13 protein-coding genes and 1 other RNA gene are annotated in these 14,653 nt (G+C 66.3%); 8 read left to right on the top strand and 6 right to left on the bottom strand.

The genetic code is table 11. From position 1 onward, the window contains the following. Positions 1 to 12 precede the first annotated feature (12 nt). Positions 13 to 1,590 (bottom strand): formate dehydrogenase beta subunit, encoded by a 1,578-nt coding sequence (locus tag KR541_RS04765; RefSeq protein WP_050011553.1) that lies wholly within the window; start codon positions 1,588 to 1,590, stop codon positions 13 to 15. Beyond that, complete coding sequence (locus KR541_RS04770; protein WP_050011552.1) at positions 1,587 to 2,087, bottom strand: NAD(P)H-dependent oxidoreductase subunit E; 501 nt, start codon at positions 2,085 to 2,087, stop codon at positions 1,587 to 1,589. The genes KR541_RS04765 and KR541_RS04770 overlap by 4 nt, the downstream gene beginning before the upstream one ends. Before the next feature lie 131 nt (positions 2,088 to 2,218). On the opposite strand from KR541_RS04770, the gene KR541_RS04775 reads away from it, so the two are divergent. The 3 genes from KR541_RS04775 (at position 2,219) to KR541_RS04785 (ending at position 4,403) form a co-directional block, all read left to right on the top strand. After that, a complete protein-coding gene (locus KR541_RS04775; protein WP_124629891.1) occupies positions 2,219 to 3,325 on the top strand; it encodes a substrate-binding domain-containing protein in 1,107 nt (368 codons plus the stop codon). Between the two features lie 101 nt (positions 3,326 to 3,426). Beyond that, positions 3,427 to 3,696, top strand: coding sequence for a hypothetical protein (locus KR541_RS04780; RefSeq protein WP_216089393.1), 270 nt, complete (start codon positions 3,427 to 3,429; stop codon positions 3,694 to 3,696). A gap of 353 nt (positions 3,697 to 4,049) precedes the next feature. Next, a complete protein-coding gene (locus tag KR541_RS04785; protein ID WP_050011549.1) occupies positions 4,050 to 4,403 on the top strand; it encodes a DUF4148 domain-containing protein in 354 nt (117 codons plus the stop codon). 293 nt (positions 4,404 to 4,696) lie between these two features. Here KR541_RS04785 and ssrA read toward each other — a convergent pair. The 4 genes from ssrA to ompA all read right to left on the bottom strand — a co-directional run bounded on the left by ssrA (position 4,697) and on the right by ompA (position 7,330). After that, positions 4,697 to 5,066: a transfer-messenger RNA gene (gene ssrA, locus KR541_RS04790) on the bottom strand. Between the two features lie 17 nt (positions 5,067 to 5,083). Beyond that, entirely contained in the window at positions 5,084 to 5,797 is a 714-nt protein-coding gene (gene gph / locus KR541_RS04795) for a phosphoglycolate phosphatase (protein WP_050011548.1), read from the bottom strand. Between the two features lie 13 nt (positions 5,798 to 5,810). Then, entirely contained in the window at positions 5,811 to 6,509 is a 699-nt protein-coding gene (gene ubiG, locus KR541_RS04800; protein WP_050011547.1) for a bifunctional 2-polyprenyl-6-hydroxyphenol methylase/3-demethylubiquinol 3-O-methyltransferase UbiG, read from the bottom strand. Positions 6,510 to 6,661: 152 nt separating this feature from the next. Further along, positions 6,662 to 7,330 (bottom strand): outer membrane protein OmpA, encoded by a 669-nt coding sequence (gene ompA, locus KR541_RS04805; RefSeq protein ID WP_050011546.1) that lies wholly within the window; start codon positions 7,328 to 7,330, stop codon positions 6,662 to 6,664. 567 nt (positions 7,331 to 7,897) lie between these two features. Between ompA and gyrA the strand changes: the two genes are divergently transcribed. The 5 genes from gyrA to KR541_RS04830 all read left to right on the top strand — a co-directional run bounded on the left by gyrA (position 7,898) and on the right by KR541_RS04830 (position 14,643). Beyond that, complete coding sequence (gene gyrA / locus KR541_RS04810; RefSeq protein WP_050011545.1) at positions 7,898 to 10,501, top strand: DNA gyrase subunit A; 2,604 nt, start codon at positions 7,898 to 7,900, stop codon at positions 10,499 to 10,501. An 83-nt stretch (positions 10,502 to 10,584) separates the two neighbouring features. Further along, positions 10,585 to 11,184 (top strand): DUF2059 domain-containing protein, encoded by a 600-nt coding sequence (locus KR541_RS04815; RefSeq protein ID WP_006486966.1) that lies wholly within the window; start codon positions 10,585 to 10,587, stop codon positions 11,182 to 11,184. A 157-nt stretch (positions 11,185 to 11,341) separates the two neighbouring features. Then, on the top strand, positions 11,342 to 12,424 hold the full coding sequence (gene serC / locus KR541_RS04820; RefSeq protein ID WP_050011544.1) for a 3-phosphoserine/phosphohydroxythreonine transaminase: 1,083 nt from the start codon (positions 11,342 to 11,344) through the stop codon (positions 12,422 to 12,424). A 33-nt stretch (positions 12,425 to 12,457) separates the two neighbouring features. Continuing rightward, a complete protein-coding gene (gene pheA / locus KR541_RS04825; protein ID WP_050011543.1) occupies positions 12,458 to 13,540 on the top strand; it encodes a prephenate dehydratase in 1,083 nt (360 codons plus the stop codon). 176 nt (positions 13,541 to 13,716) lie between these two features. Further along, complete coding sequence (locus KR541_RS04830; protein WP_204383722.1) at positions 13,717 to 14,643, top strand: prephenate dehydrogenase; 927 nt, start codon at positions 13,717 to 13,719, stop codon at positions 14,641 to 14,643. The last annotated feature ends 10 nt before the right edge of the window (positions 14,644 to 14,653 follow it).

Here is a 14,653-nt window from a genome sequence, read left to right on the forward strand (position 1 = left end):
GCTCCTTCTGGGTCAGGCCGCAGCCTTGACCGGGCCCGACGCGGCATCCTTGCCGGCAGCGAGCCCGAAATCTTCGGGGAAATGGTCGAGCGCGGACAGCACCGGGTACGGCGTCATGCCGCCCATCGCGCACAGCGAACCGGCGAGCATCGTGTCGCACAGGTCGCGCAACAGCGTGATTTGCCGCTCCGACGTGTCGCCGTCGCGGATCCGCGCGATCGTCTCGACGCCGCGCGTCGAACCGATCCGGCACGGCGTGCACTTGCCGCACGATTCGATCGCGCAGAACTTCATCGCGTATTCGGCCAGCTCGGCGAGATTCGACGTGTCGTCGTGCAGCACGATGCCGCCGTGGCCGACCACCGCGCCGATCGCCGTGTACGCCTCGTAGTCGAGCGGCACGTCCCACTGGTGATCGGGCAGGTAGGTGCCGAGCGGGCCGCCGACCTGCGCGGCGCGGGCCGGCCGGCCGCTGGCCGTGCCGCCGCCGAAGTCGAACAGCAGCTCGCGCAGCGTGACGCCGAACGCGAGCTCGACGAGGCCGCCGTGACGGATGTTGCCCGCCAGCTGGAACGGCAGCGTGCCGCGCGAGCGGCCCATCCCGTAGTCGCGATAGAACGCGGCGCCGCGCGCGAAGATCACGGGCGCCGTCGCGAGCGTGATCACGTTGTTGATCACGGTCGGCTGGCCGAACAGGCCCGCGAGCGCGGGCAGCGGCGGCTTCGCGCGCACGACGCCGCGCTTGCCCTCGAGCGATTCGAGCAGCGCCGTTTCCTCGCCGCACACGTACGAGCCCGCGCCTTTCGCGACGTGCAGCTCGAACGCATGCGCGGAGCCCAGCACGTGCTCGCCGAGCCAGCCGGCTTCGCGTGCGCGGACGATCGCGGCTTCGAGCGTCGCGATCGCGTGCGGGTATTCGCTGCGCACGTAGATGTAGCCGACCGTCGCGCCGGTGGCGACGCCCGCGATGATCATCCCTTCGATCAGGCAGTACGGATCGCATTCCATCAGCAGGCGGTCGGAGAACGTGCCCGAGTCGCCTTCGTCCGCGTTGCAGACGATGTATTTTTGCGCGGCGCGGGCTTGCCGCACGGTACGCCACTTGATGCCGGCCGGGAACGCCGCGCCGCCGCGGCCGCGCAGCCCCGACTCGATCAGCGTTTCGCATGCGGCGTCGCCGTCGAGCGCCAGTGCGTTCTTCAGGCCGGCGAGGCCTTCGTGTTTCAGGTAGTCGTCGATCGACAGCGGATCGGTCAGGCCGATCCGCGCAAACGTGAGTCGTTGCTGGCGGGCGAGATACGGCAGCGCGTCGACGAGGCCGACACCGCTCGGATGCGCGCCGCCATCGAGCCAGTCGGCGTCGAACAGGGTCGGCACGTCGGCGGCCGACAGGTTCGCATAGCCGACGCGGCCCGCGGCCGTCCCGACCTCGACGAGCGGCTCGAGCCACAGCAGCCCGCGCGAGCCGTTGCGGACTAGTTCGATCGCGACGCCGCGCCGTTCGGCTTCGGCCGCGATCGCGGCGGCCAGTGCGTCGGCACCGAGCGCGAGCGCGGACGAATCGCGCGGAACATAGATGCGGGTCGTCATGCGGCCTCCGGCGTGTGGGCGACCGCGTCGGCCAGCAGCGCGTCGAACTTCTCCGGCGTGACCTTGGCGTGGAGCACGCCGTTGACCGTCATCGACGGCGATTGCGCGCACAGTCCGAGGCAGTAGACCGATTCGAGCGCGACGTCGTCCGGCGTGTGGCCCGCGGCCCCGTCGCCGTGCGGGGCGTCGAACCGGCAGCCCGTGCGGGCTTCCGCGTGGGCAGCGAGCGTTTCGCAGCCCATGCTGCGGCACGCTTCGGCGCGGCACATCTGGATCGTCACGCGCGCGGGCGGCGCGGTGCGGAAATGGTGGTAGTAGGTCAGGACGCCGTGCACTTCCGCGCGCGACAGGTTCAGCGCTTTGGCGAGCGGTGCGACGCAGCCCGAAGGCACGTAGCCCGCGTCGTCCTGGATCGCGTGCAGGATCGCGACGAGCGACCGGCCGGCGCGCGCATGGCGCTCGACGAGCGCGTCGGGCGCAGGGGAATTCGGGGACATCGGTTATGCTCCTCCAAAGTCTCATATGCGCTCGGAATTCATATAGTGCGCAGCGTGACTTCGTTCTGATTGATTTTCACCAACGATAAGCGGAAGATTTCGCGGTCGCAATAGGAAATCGGAGTGCATAATTGATTCGAATCGAATGCGACGCGTATCTGACCGTGCGCGACACCGAAGGCCGGTCGGCCAGCCTGTCCGACGTCGCGCCGCTGCTGGAACTCGTGGCCGGGACGGGCAGCATCGCTCAGGCTGCGCAAGCCAAGGGGCTGTCGTACCGGCACGCGTGGGGCATGCTGCGCGCGCTGGAGTTGTGCGTCGGCGGCGCGCTGATCGAGACCGCGCGCGGCAAGGGGTCGACGCTGTCGGCGCTCGGGCAGGCGGTCGTCGATGCGCAGCGCCTCGCGCGCAGCCGCCTCGACGGGAACCTGCGCACGCTGGCGGCCGAGGTGGCCAGCGAACTGAACCGCCGGCTCGCGCAGCGCGACGGGGCCGTGCGCATTCATGCGTCGCACGGGTACGCGGTGGCGACGCTCGTCTCCGCGCTCGTCGATGCGCAGGCGGCCGTCGACATCAAGTACCGCGAGAGCGTCGAGGCCGTGCAGGCGCTCGCGCGCGGCGAATGCGACCTCGCCGGTTTCCATTTGCCGCGCGGCGCGTTTCGCGCGCAGTGCGCGCAAATCTACCGGCCGTGGCTCGACGACACGCGCCACGTGCTGATTCACCTGACGCGCCGCCAGCAGGGATTGTTCGTTCCCCGCGGCAACCCGAAGCAGGTCCGCGGACTCGCGGATCTGGCACGCAACGACATCCGCTTCGTCAACCGGCAGCCGGGGTCTGGCACGCGCATGCTGCTCGATCTCGCGTTGCGCGCGATCGGCATCGATCCGGAGCGCATCGACGGCTATGCGTCGGCCGAACTCACGCATTCGGCGATCGCGGCGTTCGTCGCGAGCGGCATGGCCGATCTCGGTTTCGGCGTCGAGCCGGCCGCCCGTCATTTCGGGCTCGACTTCATCCCGGTCGTCGACGAGGATTATTACTTCGCCTGCGAACGCGCGCGGCTCGATGTGCGGCCGCTGGCCGATGTGCTGGCGCTGCTGCGCGACGCACGCTTCGTCGAGCGCGTCGCGCATCTCGACGGCTACGATCCGGCCGCGTGCGGCGCGCTGGAACACATCGCGACCGGGCTGGCCGGCGGCGACGGCGCGCGCGCGCCGGACGGCAATTCCCGGTAACGCGGCGGCGATCGAATCGCGCTGCAGCAGCGGGGGATTTGCGCTACGCTTGCCGCTCGATCAACGTTCCAACAAGCACGCCGTTCAGGCGTCATCCCGACATGAAATTTTTCGTTCCCCTTGCCGCGGCAGCGTTGACCGCGGGGCTGCTGGTCGTCGCTTCGCCGTTTGCGTTCGCGCAGAATTCCCCGGGTGTGCCCGGCGGCATCCTGAGCGAACAGTTCCGCCTGAACGAACACCCGCAGATGCCGTTCGCGGCGTCGGCGCCGTCGGAGAAATATCAGAGCGGCAAGAAGTCGGCATTGCGCCGCAAGGGTGACCTGGGCGACCCGAACGGCTGCAACCTGAAGTGCCCGATGGATACCCGGTAACGGGCAGGCAGCGTGTCGTTGCCCGAGCGGGGCGCCTCTTCTGCGCCGCAGCGTGATCCACTGACGGAGCTGCGTACGTTCCACCCCGATCTCGCTTGATTCGAGCCCCGCGAAGCCCGTCGCTTCGCGGGGCTCATGCTTTCTGGCGAGCGTTCATGTAATGCGGGATGGACGAAGCGGCCGTTCGCCCGCATGGGCCGCGCCGACAGTGATTAAGGGTTAACCCGTAAATCAGGAAGGATGTCTTCCTCAAACCTGCCTTATTCTTAAGCATCCACCTACATAAACTTCGGTTTGTCGGCGCTGATCAAGGTGTTCACCGCCGAATCAGACAAATCTGGAGGTAGGTCATCATGAAGTCGCTCGTTCAAGCCGTTGTCGTTGCCGCTGCTCTCGTTGCTCCGGTCGTGTCGTTCGCCCAGTCGGGTTCGACGATCACCCGTGCGCAGGTCCGTGCCGAACTGGTTCAACTCCAGCAGGCCGGTTACAACACCGCCCGCGGCGAGGACCCGCATTATCCGGAAGCGATCCAGGCCGCAACGGCGCGTGTCGCGGAGCAGCAGCGCAGTGCGCTCGCACAGGCTCGAGGCGCCGACGCCGGCGGCTACGGTGCGCAGGCGCAGGGCGCATCGGCGTCGGGTTCGCGCGCAATGGGTGTGCGCCCGGCCAGCGCGGAGGAAATGAAGTCGCTGTATCGCGGCAGCTAAGCGGCACCTCGCCCGGTATGGGCGGCGCGGGCCCCGGCGCGGCGATGCGTCGCGCGCTGCCCGAAGCCTGACCACCGGGCCGGCCGCCACCCGGCGCAATCGACGATGGCGCGGGCGCGGGAGAAACATCCGTCACCTCCGGCCGCCGAACACCGGCGGCATTCCGCCCGGCCCGTCCGTGGCTGGGCGCTTTTTCGGAAGGGAAGGGAAGGCGTGGGGCGTGCGCGTTACGCCGGCAACAAAAAACCCCGCAGACTGGCGTCATGCGGGGTTCGTGCGACGAGCGCGGAATTTGGTGGAGGCGGCGGGAATCGAACCCGCGTCCAGAAGCGCTCCACGACTAGTTCTACATGTTTAGTCCAGTCTTTTGATTTAACCGCAGCGACGCGGACGAACACGCTGCACTACGGCGATTCGCTAGATTTTCGACCCTGGCGTCGCGACGCCGACAGGGCTTAACTGACGTAAATGACCTCTGGCGGTATTGCTACCGGTCTTGCGACACTAGCCCGTCAGTGAACTAGGCAGAGGACGGCGGCCCTTAGGCTGCCAGTGCGAACGTATCGTCGTTTGCAGTTACGATTTTCCCATTGATTAACGAGGTGACGGGTCCTCGACATGCCCTAGCCGCTTCACAACCCCTGTCGAAACCAGGTCGCCCCCGCGGATAAGATCGATCATTATAGCCCAACATCGCGCAGCAGGTCCCGCAGTTCCTGCGTCGTATCGACGAGGTGCTGGGCCTGCCAGTCGGCCGGCGCGACGCCGTCGCCGCAATAGCCGTATGCGGCTGCGACGGTGGCCATGCCGGCGGCGCTGCCGGCCTGAATGTCGCGCAGGTCGTCGCCGACGTAGACGATACGCTCGGGCGCGAGCGTCAACTGGTCGGCCGCATGCAGCAGCGGGGCCGGATGCGGTTTCGGATGCGGCGTAGTGTCGCCCCCGACGATGCAGGCGGCGCGCGGCGCGAGGCCGAGCAGCTCGACGAGCGGCGCGGTGAGCCGCATCGCCTTGTTCGTGACGATGCCCCAGCGTACGCCGCGCGCATCGAGTTCGTCGAGCACGTCGCCGATGCCGGGGAACAGCGTCGTATGCACGCAGAGGTCGGCTGCGTAGTTGGCCAGGAACTCGTCGCGCATCGCTTCGTAGCCGGCCGTGTGCGGATCGATGCCGAACGCGCCGCCGAGCAGGCCGCGTGCGCCGGCCGAGGCCAGCGGCCGCAGCACGTCGAGCGACGTTTCGGGCAGGCTGCGCGCGCGCTGCATCTTGTTGACGGCTGCCGCGAGATCGGGCGCCGTGTCGGCGAGCGTGCCGTCCAGATCGAACAGGACCGCATCGCAGTGCAGCAGGCGCGGTTCGTCTGCGATCCGCGCGGTCGAAAGGGGAGTCGTCATGCCGGTCAAAAGGTCATGCGCCGCGTCGGCATGCGACGAGGTAGTTGATGTCGGTGTCGTTCGACAGCGCGAAGCGCTTGCCGATCGGGTGATACGTGATGCCCTTGATCTCGGCGATGTGCAGATCCGTCGCGCGCACGAAGCCGGCCAGTTCCGACGGGCGGATGAAGCGCGCGTAATCGTGCGTGCCCTTCGGCAGCATTTGTGCGATGTATTCCGCGCCGATCACCGCGAACAGGTAGGACTTCAGGTTGCGGTTCAGCGTCGAGAAGAATACCCAGCCGCCCGGCTTCACGAGCGTCGCGCACGCGGCCACGATATCGGCGGGCGACGGCACGTGCTCGAGCATCTCCATGCACGTGACGACGTCGTAGCTGCTCGGTTCGCGCGCGGCGATCGCTTCGGCGGCGATCGCCTCGTAATCGACCGAAATGCCGCTTTCGAGACTGTGCAGATCGGCCACGCCAAGCGCTTCGGTCGACAGGTCGATGCCTTTCACCTGTGCGCCGAGTCCGGCCATCGATTCGGACAGGATGCCGCCGCCGCAGCCGATGTCGAGCACGCGCTTGCCGGCCAGGTGCGCATGCGCGTCGATCCAGCCGAGCCGTACCGGGTTCAGGTCGTGCAGCGGTTTGAATTCGGCATTCGGGTCCCACCACCGATGGGCGAGGTCGCTGAATTTCTGGAGTTCGTGCGGATCGGCGTTGGTCATGTCGGCAAACGGGCTACGAGAGGAGGGCGGTGCGTCGGTGCGTCAGCCCCGAGTATATAAGCGGGCGGACGGCGAGGCCAGCGAGCGCCTGGACGGGCGTCAATGAAAAAGCCCCGCCGGAGCGGGGCTTTGAAGCAGTCGAAAACCGCGGCTTAGTTTGCCGGAACGGTCGTCTTCTGGACTTCTTGCGTACCGACCACTTCGACTTCCACGCGGCGGTCCGGTGCGAGGCAGGCGATGAGTTGCTTGCGGTTCTTCTGGTTGCAGCCGGTCGTAACCGGGTTGCGCTTGCCCTTGCCTTCCGTGTAGATCTTGTTGGCCGGCACACCCTTGCTGACCAGGTACGACTTCACGGCTTGCGCGCGGCGCAGCGACAGACGGTCGTTGTACTTGTCCGAACCGATGCGGTCCGTGTAGCCCGTTGCGACGACCACTTCCGTGTTCATGCCCTGGATCTTCGACGACAGTTCGTCCAGCTTTTGCTTGCCCAGCGGCTTGAGCGTTGCCTTGTCGAAGTCGAACAGTGCGTCAGCTTGATACGTGATCTTCTGGCTCGTGATGGCCGGAGCGACCGGAGCGACCGGCGGCTGCGGTGCCTGGGCGACCAGTGCGCCATCGCACTTCGCGTTGGCGGTGGCCGGCGTCCAGAACGCATCGCGCCAGCAGAGCTCGTTCGTGCCGTTCATCCACACCCATTCGCCCGTGCCGTTCACCCAGTTGTCATTGACGGCTTGACGCGACGCCGGCACCGACTGTGCCGAAGCGGATGCAGCCATAACTGCGGTAGCTGCAATGAACGCGAGCTTTGAAAGTTTATTCATATTTCTCCTCTCGAAATTGAGATTACCGCAGGTTTACTGCGAGCCTGTTGACGGTGACAAGTCATACATTGCTCGAAGTATAACATTGGTGCGGCACAAAAAACGCGGCACCGCTCTGTGTAGACTTCGAGCAGCGTCTAACTTTCAGTGCGTTGGCATTTTGCCATATCGTTCCCTTCCTACGAAAAAAAATCCTCCCCACCCCAAGATCGCTTCAACTTTGTGGTGCATGCGCAACACCCGCCTGCCGTAACTTTTAGAGATTGTCAAGAGCGGGGCGGCGAAATTGCGCGATTGCATGCGGTTGTTTACTCGCGCGCAGGAAACGCGGCGGATGCGATCGCCTGCGACGTCGCGTCGCGTCGCGTACCCGCGTACCCTTTCGTCGGCCCGATTTCGACCGAGGATTTCGGCCGATTCGCCGCGGCCGCGATTTTTGCTGTTTACATATAGTGGGGGAGGCGGATTGGCGGCCGATGGGCGCATGTTAGAATCTCGCGTTGCGTTGCGCATGCAGCGCCCACGCGAAAGGCGTTCGCCGTCTTCGCTCCGAAACGATACGGATACATGGATCAATTCGCCAAAGAGACCCTGCCCACCTCCCTAGAGGAGGAAATGCGCCGTTCGTATCTCGATTACGCGATGAGCGTGATCGTCGGACGTGCCCTCCCGGATGTCCGCGATGGCCTCAAGCCCGTGCACCGGCGCGTGTTGTTCGCGATGCACGAACTGAACAACGACTGGAACCGCGCGTACAAGAAGTCGGCGCGTATCGTCGGTGACGTGATCGGTAAATACCACCCTCACGGCGATACCGCGGTCTACGACACGATCGTGCGGATGGCGCAGGATTTCTCGCTGCGCTACATGCTGATCGACGGGCAGGGCAACTTCGGCTCGATCGACGGCGATAATGCCGCGGCGATGCGTTACACCGAAATTCGCATGGCGAAGATCGGCCACGAGCTGCTCGCCGACATCGACAAGGAAACCGTCGATTTCGAGCCGAACTACGACGGCAACGAAATGCAGCCGTCGGTCCTGCCGTCGCGCATTCCGAACCTGCTGATCAACGGCTCGTCGGGCATCGCGGTCGGCATGGCGACCAACATCCCGCCGCACAACCTGAACGAAGTCGTCGACGCGTGCCAGCACCTGCTCGGCAACCCGGAAGCGACGATCGACGAGCTGATCGAGATCATCCCGGCGCCGGACTTCCCGACGGCCGGCATCATCTACGGCGTCGCCGGCGTGCGCGACGGCTACCGCACCGGGCGCGGGCGCGTCGTGATGCGTGCGGCCACGCACTTCGAGGAGATCGACCGCGGCCAGCGGATGGCGATCATCGTCGACGAGCTGCCGTATCAGGTGAACAAGCGCTCGCTGCTCGAGCGGATCGCCGAGCTCGTCAACGAGAAGAAGCTCGAAGGCATTTCCGACATCCGCGACGAGTCCGACAAGAGCGGCATGCGCGTCGTGATCGAGCTCAAGCGCGGCGAAGTGCCGGAAGTGGTGCTGAACAACCTGTACAAGGCGACGCAGCTGCAGGACACGTTCGGCATGAACATGGTCGCGCTCGTCGATGGCCAGCCGAAGCTGCTGAACCTGAAGGAAATCCTGCAGTGCTTCCTGTCGCACCGACGCGAAGTGCTGACGCGCCGCACGATCTACGAACTGCGCAAGGCTCGCGAACGCGGCCACGTGCTCGAAGGTCTCGCGGTCGCGCTCGCGAACATCGACGAGTTCATCGCGATCATCAAGGCCGCGCCGACGCCGCCGATCGCGAAGCAGGAACTGATGGCGAAGCCGTGGGATTCGTCGCTCGTGCGCGAGATGCTGACGCGCGCCGAGAGCGAGAACGCGGCGGCCGGCGGCCGTTCCGCGTACCGTCCGGAAGGCCTGAACCCGGCGTTCGGGATGCAGACCGACGGGCTGTACCGCCTGTCCGACACGCAGGCGCAGGAAATCCTGCAGATGCGTCTGCAGCGCCTGACCGGCCTCGAGCAGGACAAGATCATCGGCGAGTACCGCGACGTGATGGCGCAGATCGCAGACCTGCTGGACATCCTCGCGCGCCCCGAGCGGATCACGACGATGATCGGCGAGGAACTGACCTCGGTGAAGGCCGAATTCGGCGACGCGCGCCGCTCGAAGATCGAGCTGAACGCGACCGAGCTGAACACCGAGGATCTGATCACGCCGCAGGACATGGTCGTCACGATGTCGCACGCGGGCTACGTGAAGTCGCAGCCGTTGTCCGAGTACCGCGCGCAGAAGCGCGGCGGTCGCGGCAAGCAGGCGACGCAGATGAAGGAAGACGACTGGATCGAGACGCTTTTCATCGCGAACACGCACGACTACATCCTGTGCTTCTCGAACCGCGGCCGCGTGTACTGGGTCAAGGTCTATGAAGTGCCGCAGGGCTCGCGCAATTCGCGCGGCCGTCCGATCGTCAACATGTTCCCGCTGCAGGAAGGCGAGAAGATCAACGTCGTGCTGCCGGTCAAGGAATTCTCGGCCGACAAGTTCATCTTCATGGCGACGTCGCTCGGCACCGTGAAGAAGACGCCGCTCGAAGCGTTCAGCCGCCCGATGAAGAAGGGCATCATCGCAGTCGGCCTCGACGACGGCGACTACCTGATCGGTGCGTCGATCACCGACGGCGCGCACGACGTGATGCTGTTCTCGGACTCCGGCAAGGCCGTGCGTTTCGACGAGAACGACGTGCGTCCAATGGGGCGCGAGGCGCGCGGCGTGCGCGGCATGCAGCTCGAGGACGGGCAGCAGGTCATCGCGATGCTCGTCGCGGGCAGCGAGGAGCAGACCGTGCTCACCGCGACCGAAAACGGCTACGGCAAGCGCACGCCGATCACCGAGTACACGCGCCATGGCCGCGGGACGAAGGGTATGATCGCGATCCAGACGTCCGAGCGCAACGGCAAGGTCGTGGCTGCCACGCTCGTCGACGCCGAGGATCAGATCATGCTGATCACGACGGCCGGCGTGTTGATTCGCACCCGCGTATCCGAGATTCGCGAGATGGGGCGCGCCACGCAAGGTGTTACACTCATCAGTCTCGATGAGGGTACGAAGCTCTCTGGCCTCCAGCAGATCGCCGAGGCCGAAGAGGGAGAGGGCGAAGCCGACGAGGCGTCGGACGGCGAAGCCTGAAGAACGGATGAGACTCTGGCCGCCGCGGGCGAAAAGCGCCGCGGCCGGCGAGCAACCATTCATATTTCCAAAAGGGAGTGATGATGCAAAAGCAATTCAAGCAACTGGTTCTGCTGGCTGCACTGGTGCCGACTTTCGCGATGGCGCAGGCGCTGTCGAATTCCGCACCGGCTGCTCCGGCGGCAGCTGCGCCGATCGACGCCGACAAGAAGGCAGCGATCAAGGATCTGCTCGACGCGATCGACGCGCCGAAGCTCGTGTCGGCAATCGGCAACAGCGCCGAAATGCAGGCCAAGCAGCTCGTGCCGGCCATCCTGTCGGACGCGCTGTCGGAAAACAAGACGCTGAACGACAAGCAGAAGCAGGCTGCCGTTCCGACGCTGCAGAAGAACGCGGTGCCGAAGCTGGTCGACGGCGCGGGCAAGGTGTTCGGCACGCAACAGTTCCAGAGCGACGCGATGTCGGCTCAGTACGACGCGTACGCGAAGTACTACAGCACGTCGGAGATCAAGGATCTGACGACGTTCTACAAGAGCCCGACGGGCCGCAAGTTCATCCAGGTTCAGGATCAGGTCGGTCGCGACGTGGTCAACGGCCTGATGCAGAAGTACATGCCGCAAGCGATCCAGGCAACGCGTACGCAGGCTGACAAGGAAGTCGCAGCAGTCAAGCCGGGCAAGTAAGCTGTCCGGGCGCGCGCCCCCGGCCGTTCGGCCGGGTTTGGCGGGAGCCTGACGACAGTGCGATAATGGCCGTTTGCGCGCGAGCGCAAGCGGCCATTTCTTTTCTGGCGCGTTTTGCCGGCGACAAGCCGGTCGCGTCCCTCCCGAGGTTTTCACGATGCGCGTCTTTAATTTCTCCGCCGGCCCTGCGGCGATGCCCGAGGAAGTGCTGCGGCAGGCCGCCGACGAAATGCTCGACTGGCACGGCAGCGGCATGAGCGTGATGGAGATGAGCCATCGCGGCAAGGAATTCATGTCGATCCACGAGGCCGCGCTGACCGACCTGCGCGACCTGCTAGGCGTGCCGGCGAGCCACCGGATCCTGTTTCTGCAGGGCGGCGGCATCGCGGAAAACGCGATCGTGCCGATGAACCTGCTGGGCGCGCGCAAGACGGCCGACTTCGTCGTGACGGGTTCGTGGTCGCAGAAATCGTTCGGCGAGGCGAACAAGTTCTGCACGCCGCATCTGGCCGCGAGCGGCAAGACGGAAGACGGCTTCACGCGTGCGCCCGTGCGCGCGGAATGGCAGTTGTCGGACGATCCCGCCTACGTGCATCTGTGCACCAACGAGACGATCGACGGCGTCGAGACGTTCGAGATCCCCGATCTCGGCGACGTGCCGCTGGTCGCGGATGTCTCGTCGCACATCCTGTCGCGTCCGATGGACGTCGCGAAGTACGGCGTGCTGTTTGGCGGCGCGCAGAAGAACATCGGGATGGCCGGCGTGACGGTCGTGATCGTGCGCGAGGATCTGCTCGATCGCGCGCTGTCGATCTGCCCGTCCGCGTTCGAATGGAAGACCATCGCCGCGAACAACTCGCTGTACAACACGCCGCCCACCTACGCGATCTACATCGCGGGCCTCGTGTTCCAGTGGCTGAAGCGGCAGGGCGGCCTCGAAGCGATCGAGGCCCGCAATATCGAAAAATCGAAGCTGCTCTACGACACGATCGACGCGAGCAGCTTCTATCTGAACAAGGTCGAGCCGGCAGCACGTTCGCGGATGAACGTGCCGTTTTTCCTGGCCGACGAAACGCGCAACGAAGACTTCCTTGCCGGCGCAAAGGCGCGCGGGCTGCTGCAGCTGAAGGGCCACAAGTCCGTCGGCGGCATGCGGGCGTCGATCTACAACGCGGTGCCGCTCGAGGGCGTGAAGGCGCTCGTCGAGTACATGAAGGACTTCGAGCAGCGCGGCGCCTGACGGCGGCGCTGCTCAAACAGCACGGCAAAACGCATGGACGACGAACTGAATTCCCGCCTGAAACCGCTGCGCGACCGCATCGACGCGATCGACGCGCAGCTGATCGCGCTCCTGAACCAGCGCGCCGCGGTGGCGCTCGAGGTGGGCGAGGTCAAGAAGCATTTCAACGCGCCGGTGTTCCGGCCCGAGCGCGAGCTGCAGGTGATCGCGCGGCTGCAGGACATGAGCGCCGGGCCGCTCGCGAGCGAGCACATCAGCGCGATCTGGCGCGAGATCATGGCGGCGAGTCGTGCGCTCGAGCAGACGATCCACGTCGCGTTCCTCGGGCCGGTCGGCACGTATAGCGAGCAGGCGATGCTCGAGTATTTCGGCCAGTCGATCGAAGGGCTGCCGTGCCCGTCGATCGACGAGGTGTTCCGCTCGGTCGAGGCCGGTGCGTCCGCGTTCGGCATCGCGCCGGTCGAGAATTCGACCGAAGGCGCGGTATCGCGCACGCTCGACCTGCTGCTGCAGACCCAGCTCGTGATCAGCGGCGAACTCGCGCTGCCGATCCATCACAACCTGCTCACGCAGAGCGGCACGCTCGACGGCGTGACGCGCGTCTGCGCGCATGCGCAGGCGCTCGCGCAATGCCAGCAGTGGCTCGCGGCGAATGCGCCGCAGCTCGAGCGGCAGGCCGTGGCGAGCAACGCGGAGGCCGCGCGCCTCGCGGCGGCCGATCCGACCGTCGCGGCGATTGCCGGCGACCGCGCGGCCGCACACTATGGATTGCAGATCGCGTTCTCGCTGATCCAGGACGATCCGCACAACCGCACGCGCTTCGTGATCGTCGGCAAGCAGCCGGCCGGGCAGAGCGGTCACGACCAGACGTCGCTGATCGTGTCCGTGAAGAACGAGCCGGGCGCCGTGTTCAAGTTGCTCGAGCCGCTCGCACGGCACGGCGTGTCGATGACGCGCTTCGAGTCGCGTCCGGCGCGCGTCGGCACGTGGGAGTACTACTTCTATATCGACATCGAAGGGCACCGTGACGATGCGGCGGTGGCGGCCGCGCTCGCGGAACTCGGCCAGAAGGCCGCGTTCCTGAAGATACTCGGTTCGTATCCGCGCGCACGCTGACGCGCGGCGGCCGTCGCGTGCTTGGCGCAGGCGGGGCGGGCAGGGCAGGCCGGTCCGCTGCCGAAGGCGGGTTCGGGCGGTATCCGGCGCAGGTGGCGCCGGGTGCGGGCCCGTTGCCCGGAATCTGGAATTCCGCGTGCGGGGCGTCGTTTCGCGCGCGTAACTTGGCTCTTGTCGTGTCAGGCTTTGCATTCAACAAACTGGTCATCTTCGGCGTCGGCCTGATCGGCGGATCGCTGGCCCGCGCGCTGCGCGAGCGCGCGCCGGGCGGCGCGGGCGAGATCGTCGGCGTCGGCCGTTCGCGCGCGTCGGTCGAACGTGCGTGCTCGCTCGGCGTGATCGACCGCGCGGCGGCGCTCGACGACGACGCGCAATTGCGCGACGCGCTTGCCGGCGCCGATCTCGTCCTGCTGGCCGCGCCCGTCGCGCAGACGGGCCCGTTGCTCGCGCGCATCGCGCCGTGGCTCGACGGCGCGACGATCGTCACCGATGCCGGCAGCACCAAGTCCGACGTCGTCGCGGCTGCGCGCGACGTACTCGGCGCGCGGATCGCGCAGTTCGTGCCCGGTCATCCGATCGCGGGGCGCGAATCGAGCGGCGTCGAGGCGGCGTTGCCGGACCTCTACGTCGGCCGCAACGTCGTGCTGTGCCCGCTGCCGGAGAACGCGCCCGACGTGGTGGCCCGGATCGACGCGATGTGGCGGGCGACCGGCGCCGACGTGCGCATGATGAGCACCGAGCAGCACGATCGCGTATTCGCGTCGATCAGCCATCTGCCGCACGTGCTGTCGTTCGCGCTCGTCGAGCAGATTCTCGGCGAGGCCGACGCGGAACTGAAATTCTCGTACGCGGCCGGTGGTTTCCGCGATTTCACGCGTATCGCGGCGTCGAACCCGGAAATGTGGCGCGACGTGTGCGTCGCGAACCGCGCGGCGCTGCTCGACGAACTCGACGGCTACACGCGCGTGCTCACGCGGTTGCGTGCGGCGATCGACGCCGGCGACGGCGCGGCGCTCGAAGCCGTATTCACGCGCTCGCGCGCCGCACGCAAGGCATGGCAGGAGCGCGGCGGCGCGCCCGCTGCCGAACCGGTCAAGAAATAACAGGACGATT

The organism is Burkholderia sola (assembly GCF_905400185.1).
GTDB lineage: Bacteria > Pseudomonadota > Gammaproteobacteria > Burkholderiales > Burkholderiaceae > Burkholderia > Burkholderia sola.

Bases quoted from the DNA above. Each gene is read 5' to 3' on its own strand.
- pheA (WP_050011543.1), top strand. From the start codon at position 12,458: ATGGACGACGAACTGAATTCCCGCCTGAAACCGCTGCGCGACCGCATC.
- KR541_RS04815 (WP_006486966.1), top strand. From the start codon at position 10,585: ATGCAAAAGCAATTCAAGCAACTGGTTCTGCTGGCTGCACTGGTGCCG.
- gph (WP_050011548.1), bottom strand. From the start codon at position 5,797: ATGACGACTCCCCTTTCGACCGCGCGGATCGCAGACGAACCGCGCCTG.
- gyrA (WP_050011545.1), top strand. From the start codon at position 7,898: ATGGATCAATTCGCCAAAGAGACCCTGCCCACCTCCCTAGAGGAGGAA.
- KR541_RS04770 (WP_050011552.1), bottom strand. From the start codon at position 2,087: ATGTCCCCGAATTCCCCTGCGCCCGACGCGCTCGTCGAGCGCCATGCG.
- KR541_RS04765 (WP_050011553.1), bottom strand. From the start codon at position 1,590: ATGACGACCCGCATCTATGTTCCGCGCGATTCGTCCGCGCTCGCGCTC.
- ompA (WP_050011546.1), bottom strand. From the start codon at position 7,330: ATGAATAAACTTTCAAAGCTCGCGTTCATTGCAGCTACCGCAGTTATG.
- ubiG (WP_050011547.1), bottom strand. From the start codon at position 6,509: ATGACCAACGCCGATCCGCACGAACTCCAGAAATTCAGCGACCTCGCC.
- serC (WP_050011544.1), top strand. From the start codon at position 11,342: ATGCGCGTCTTTAATTTCTCCGCCGGCCCTGCGGCGATGCCCGAGGAA.
- KR541_RS04785 (WP_050011549.1), top strand. From the start codon at position 4,050: ATGAAGTCGCTCGTTCAAGCCGTTGTCGTTGCCGCTGCTCTCGTTGCT.
- KR541_RS04780 (WP_216089393.1), top strand. From the start codon at position 3,427: ATGAAATTTTTCGTTCCCCTTGCCGCGGCAGCGTTGACCGCGGGGCTG.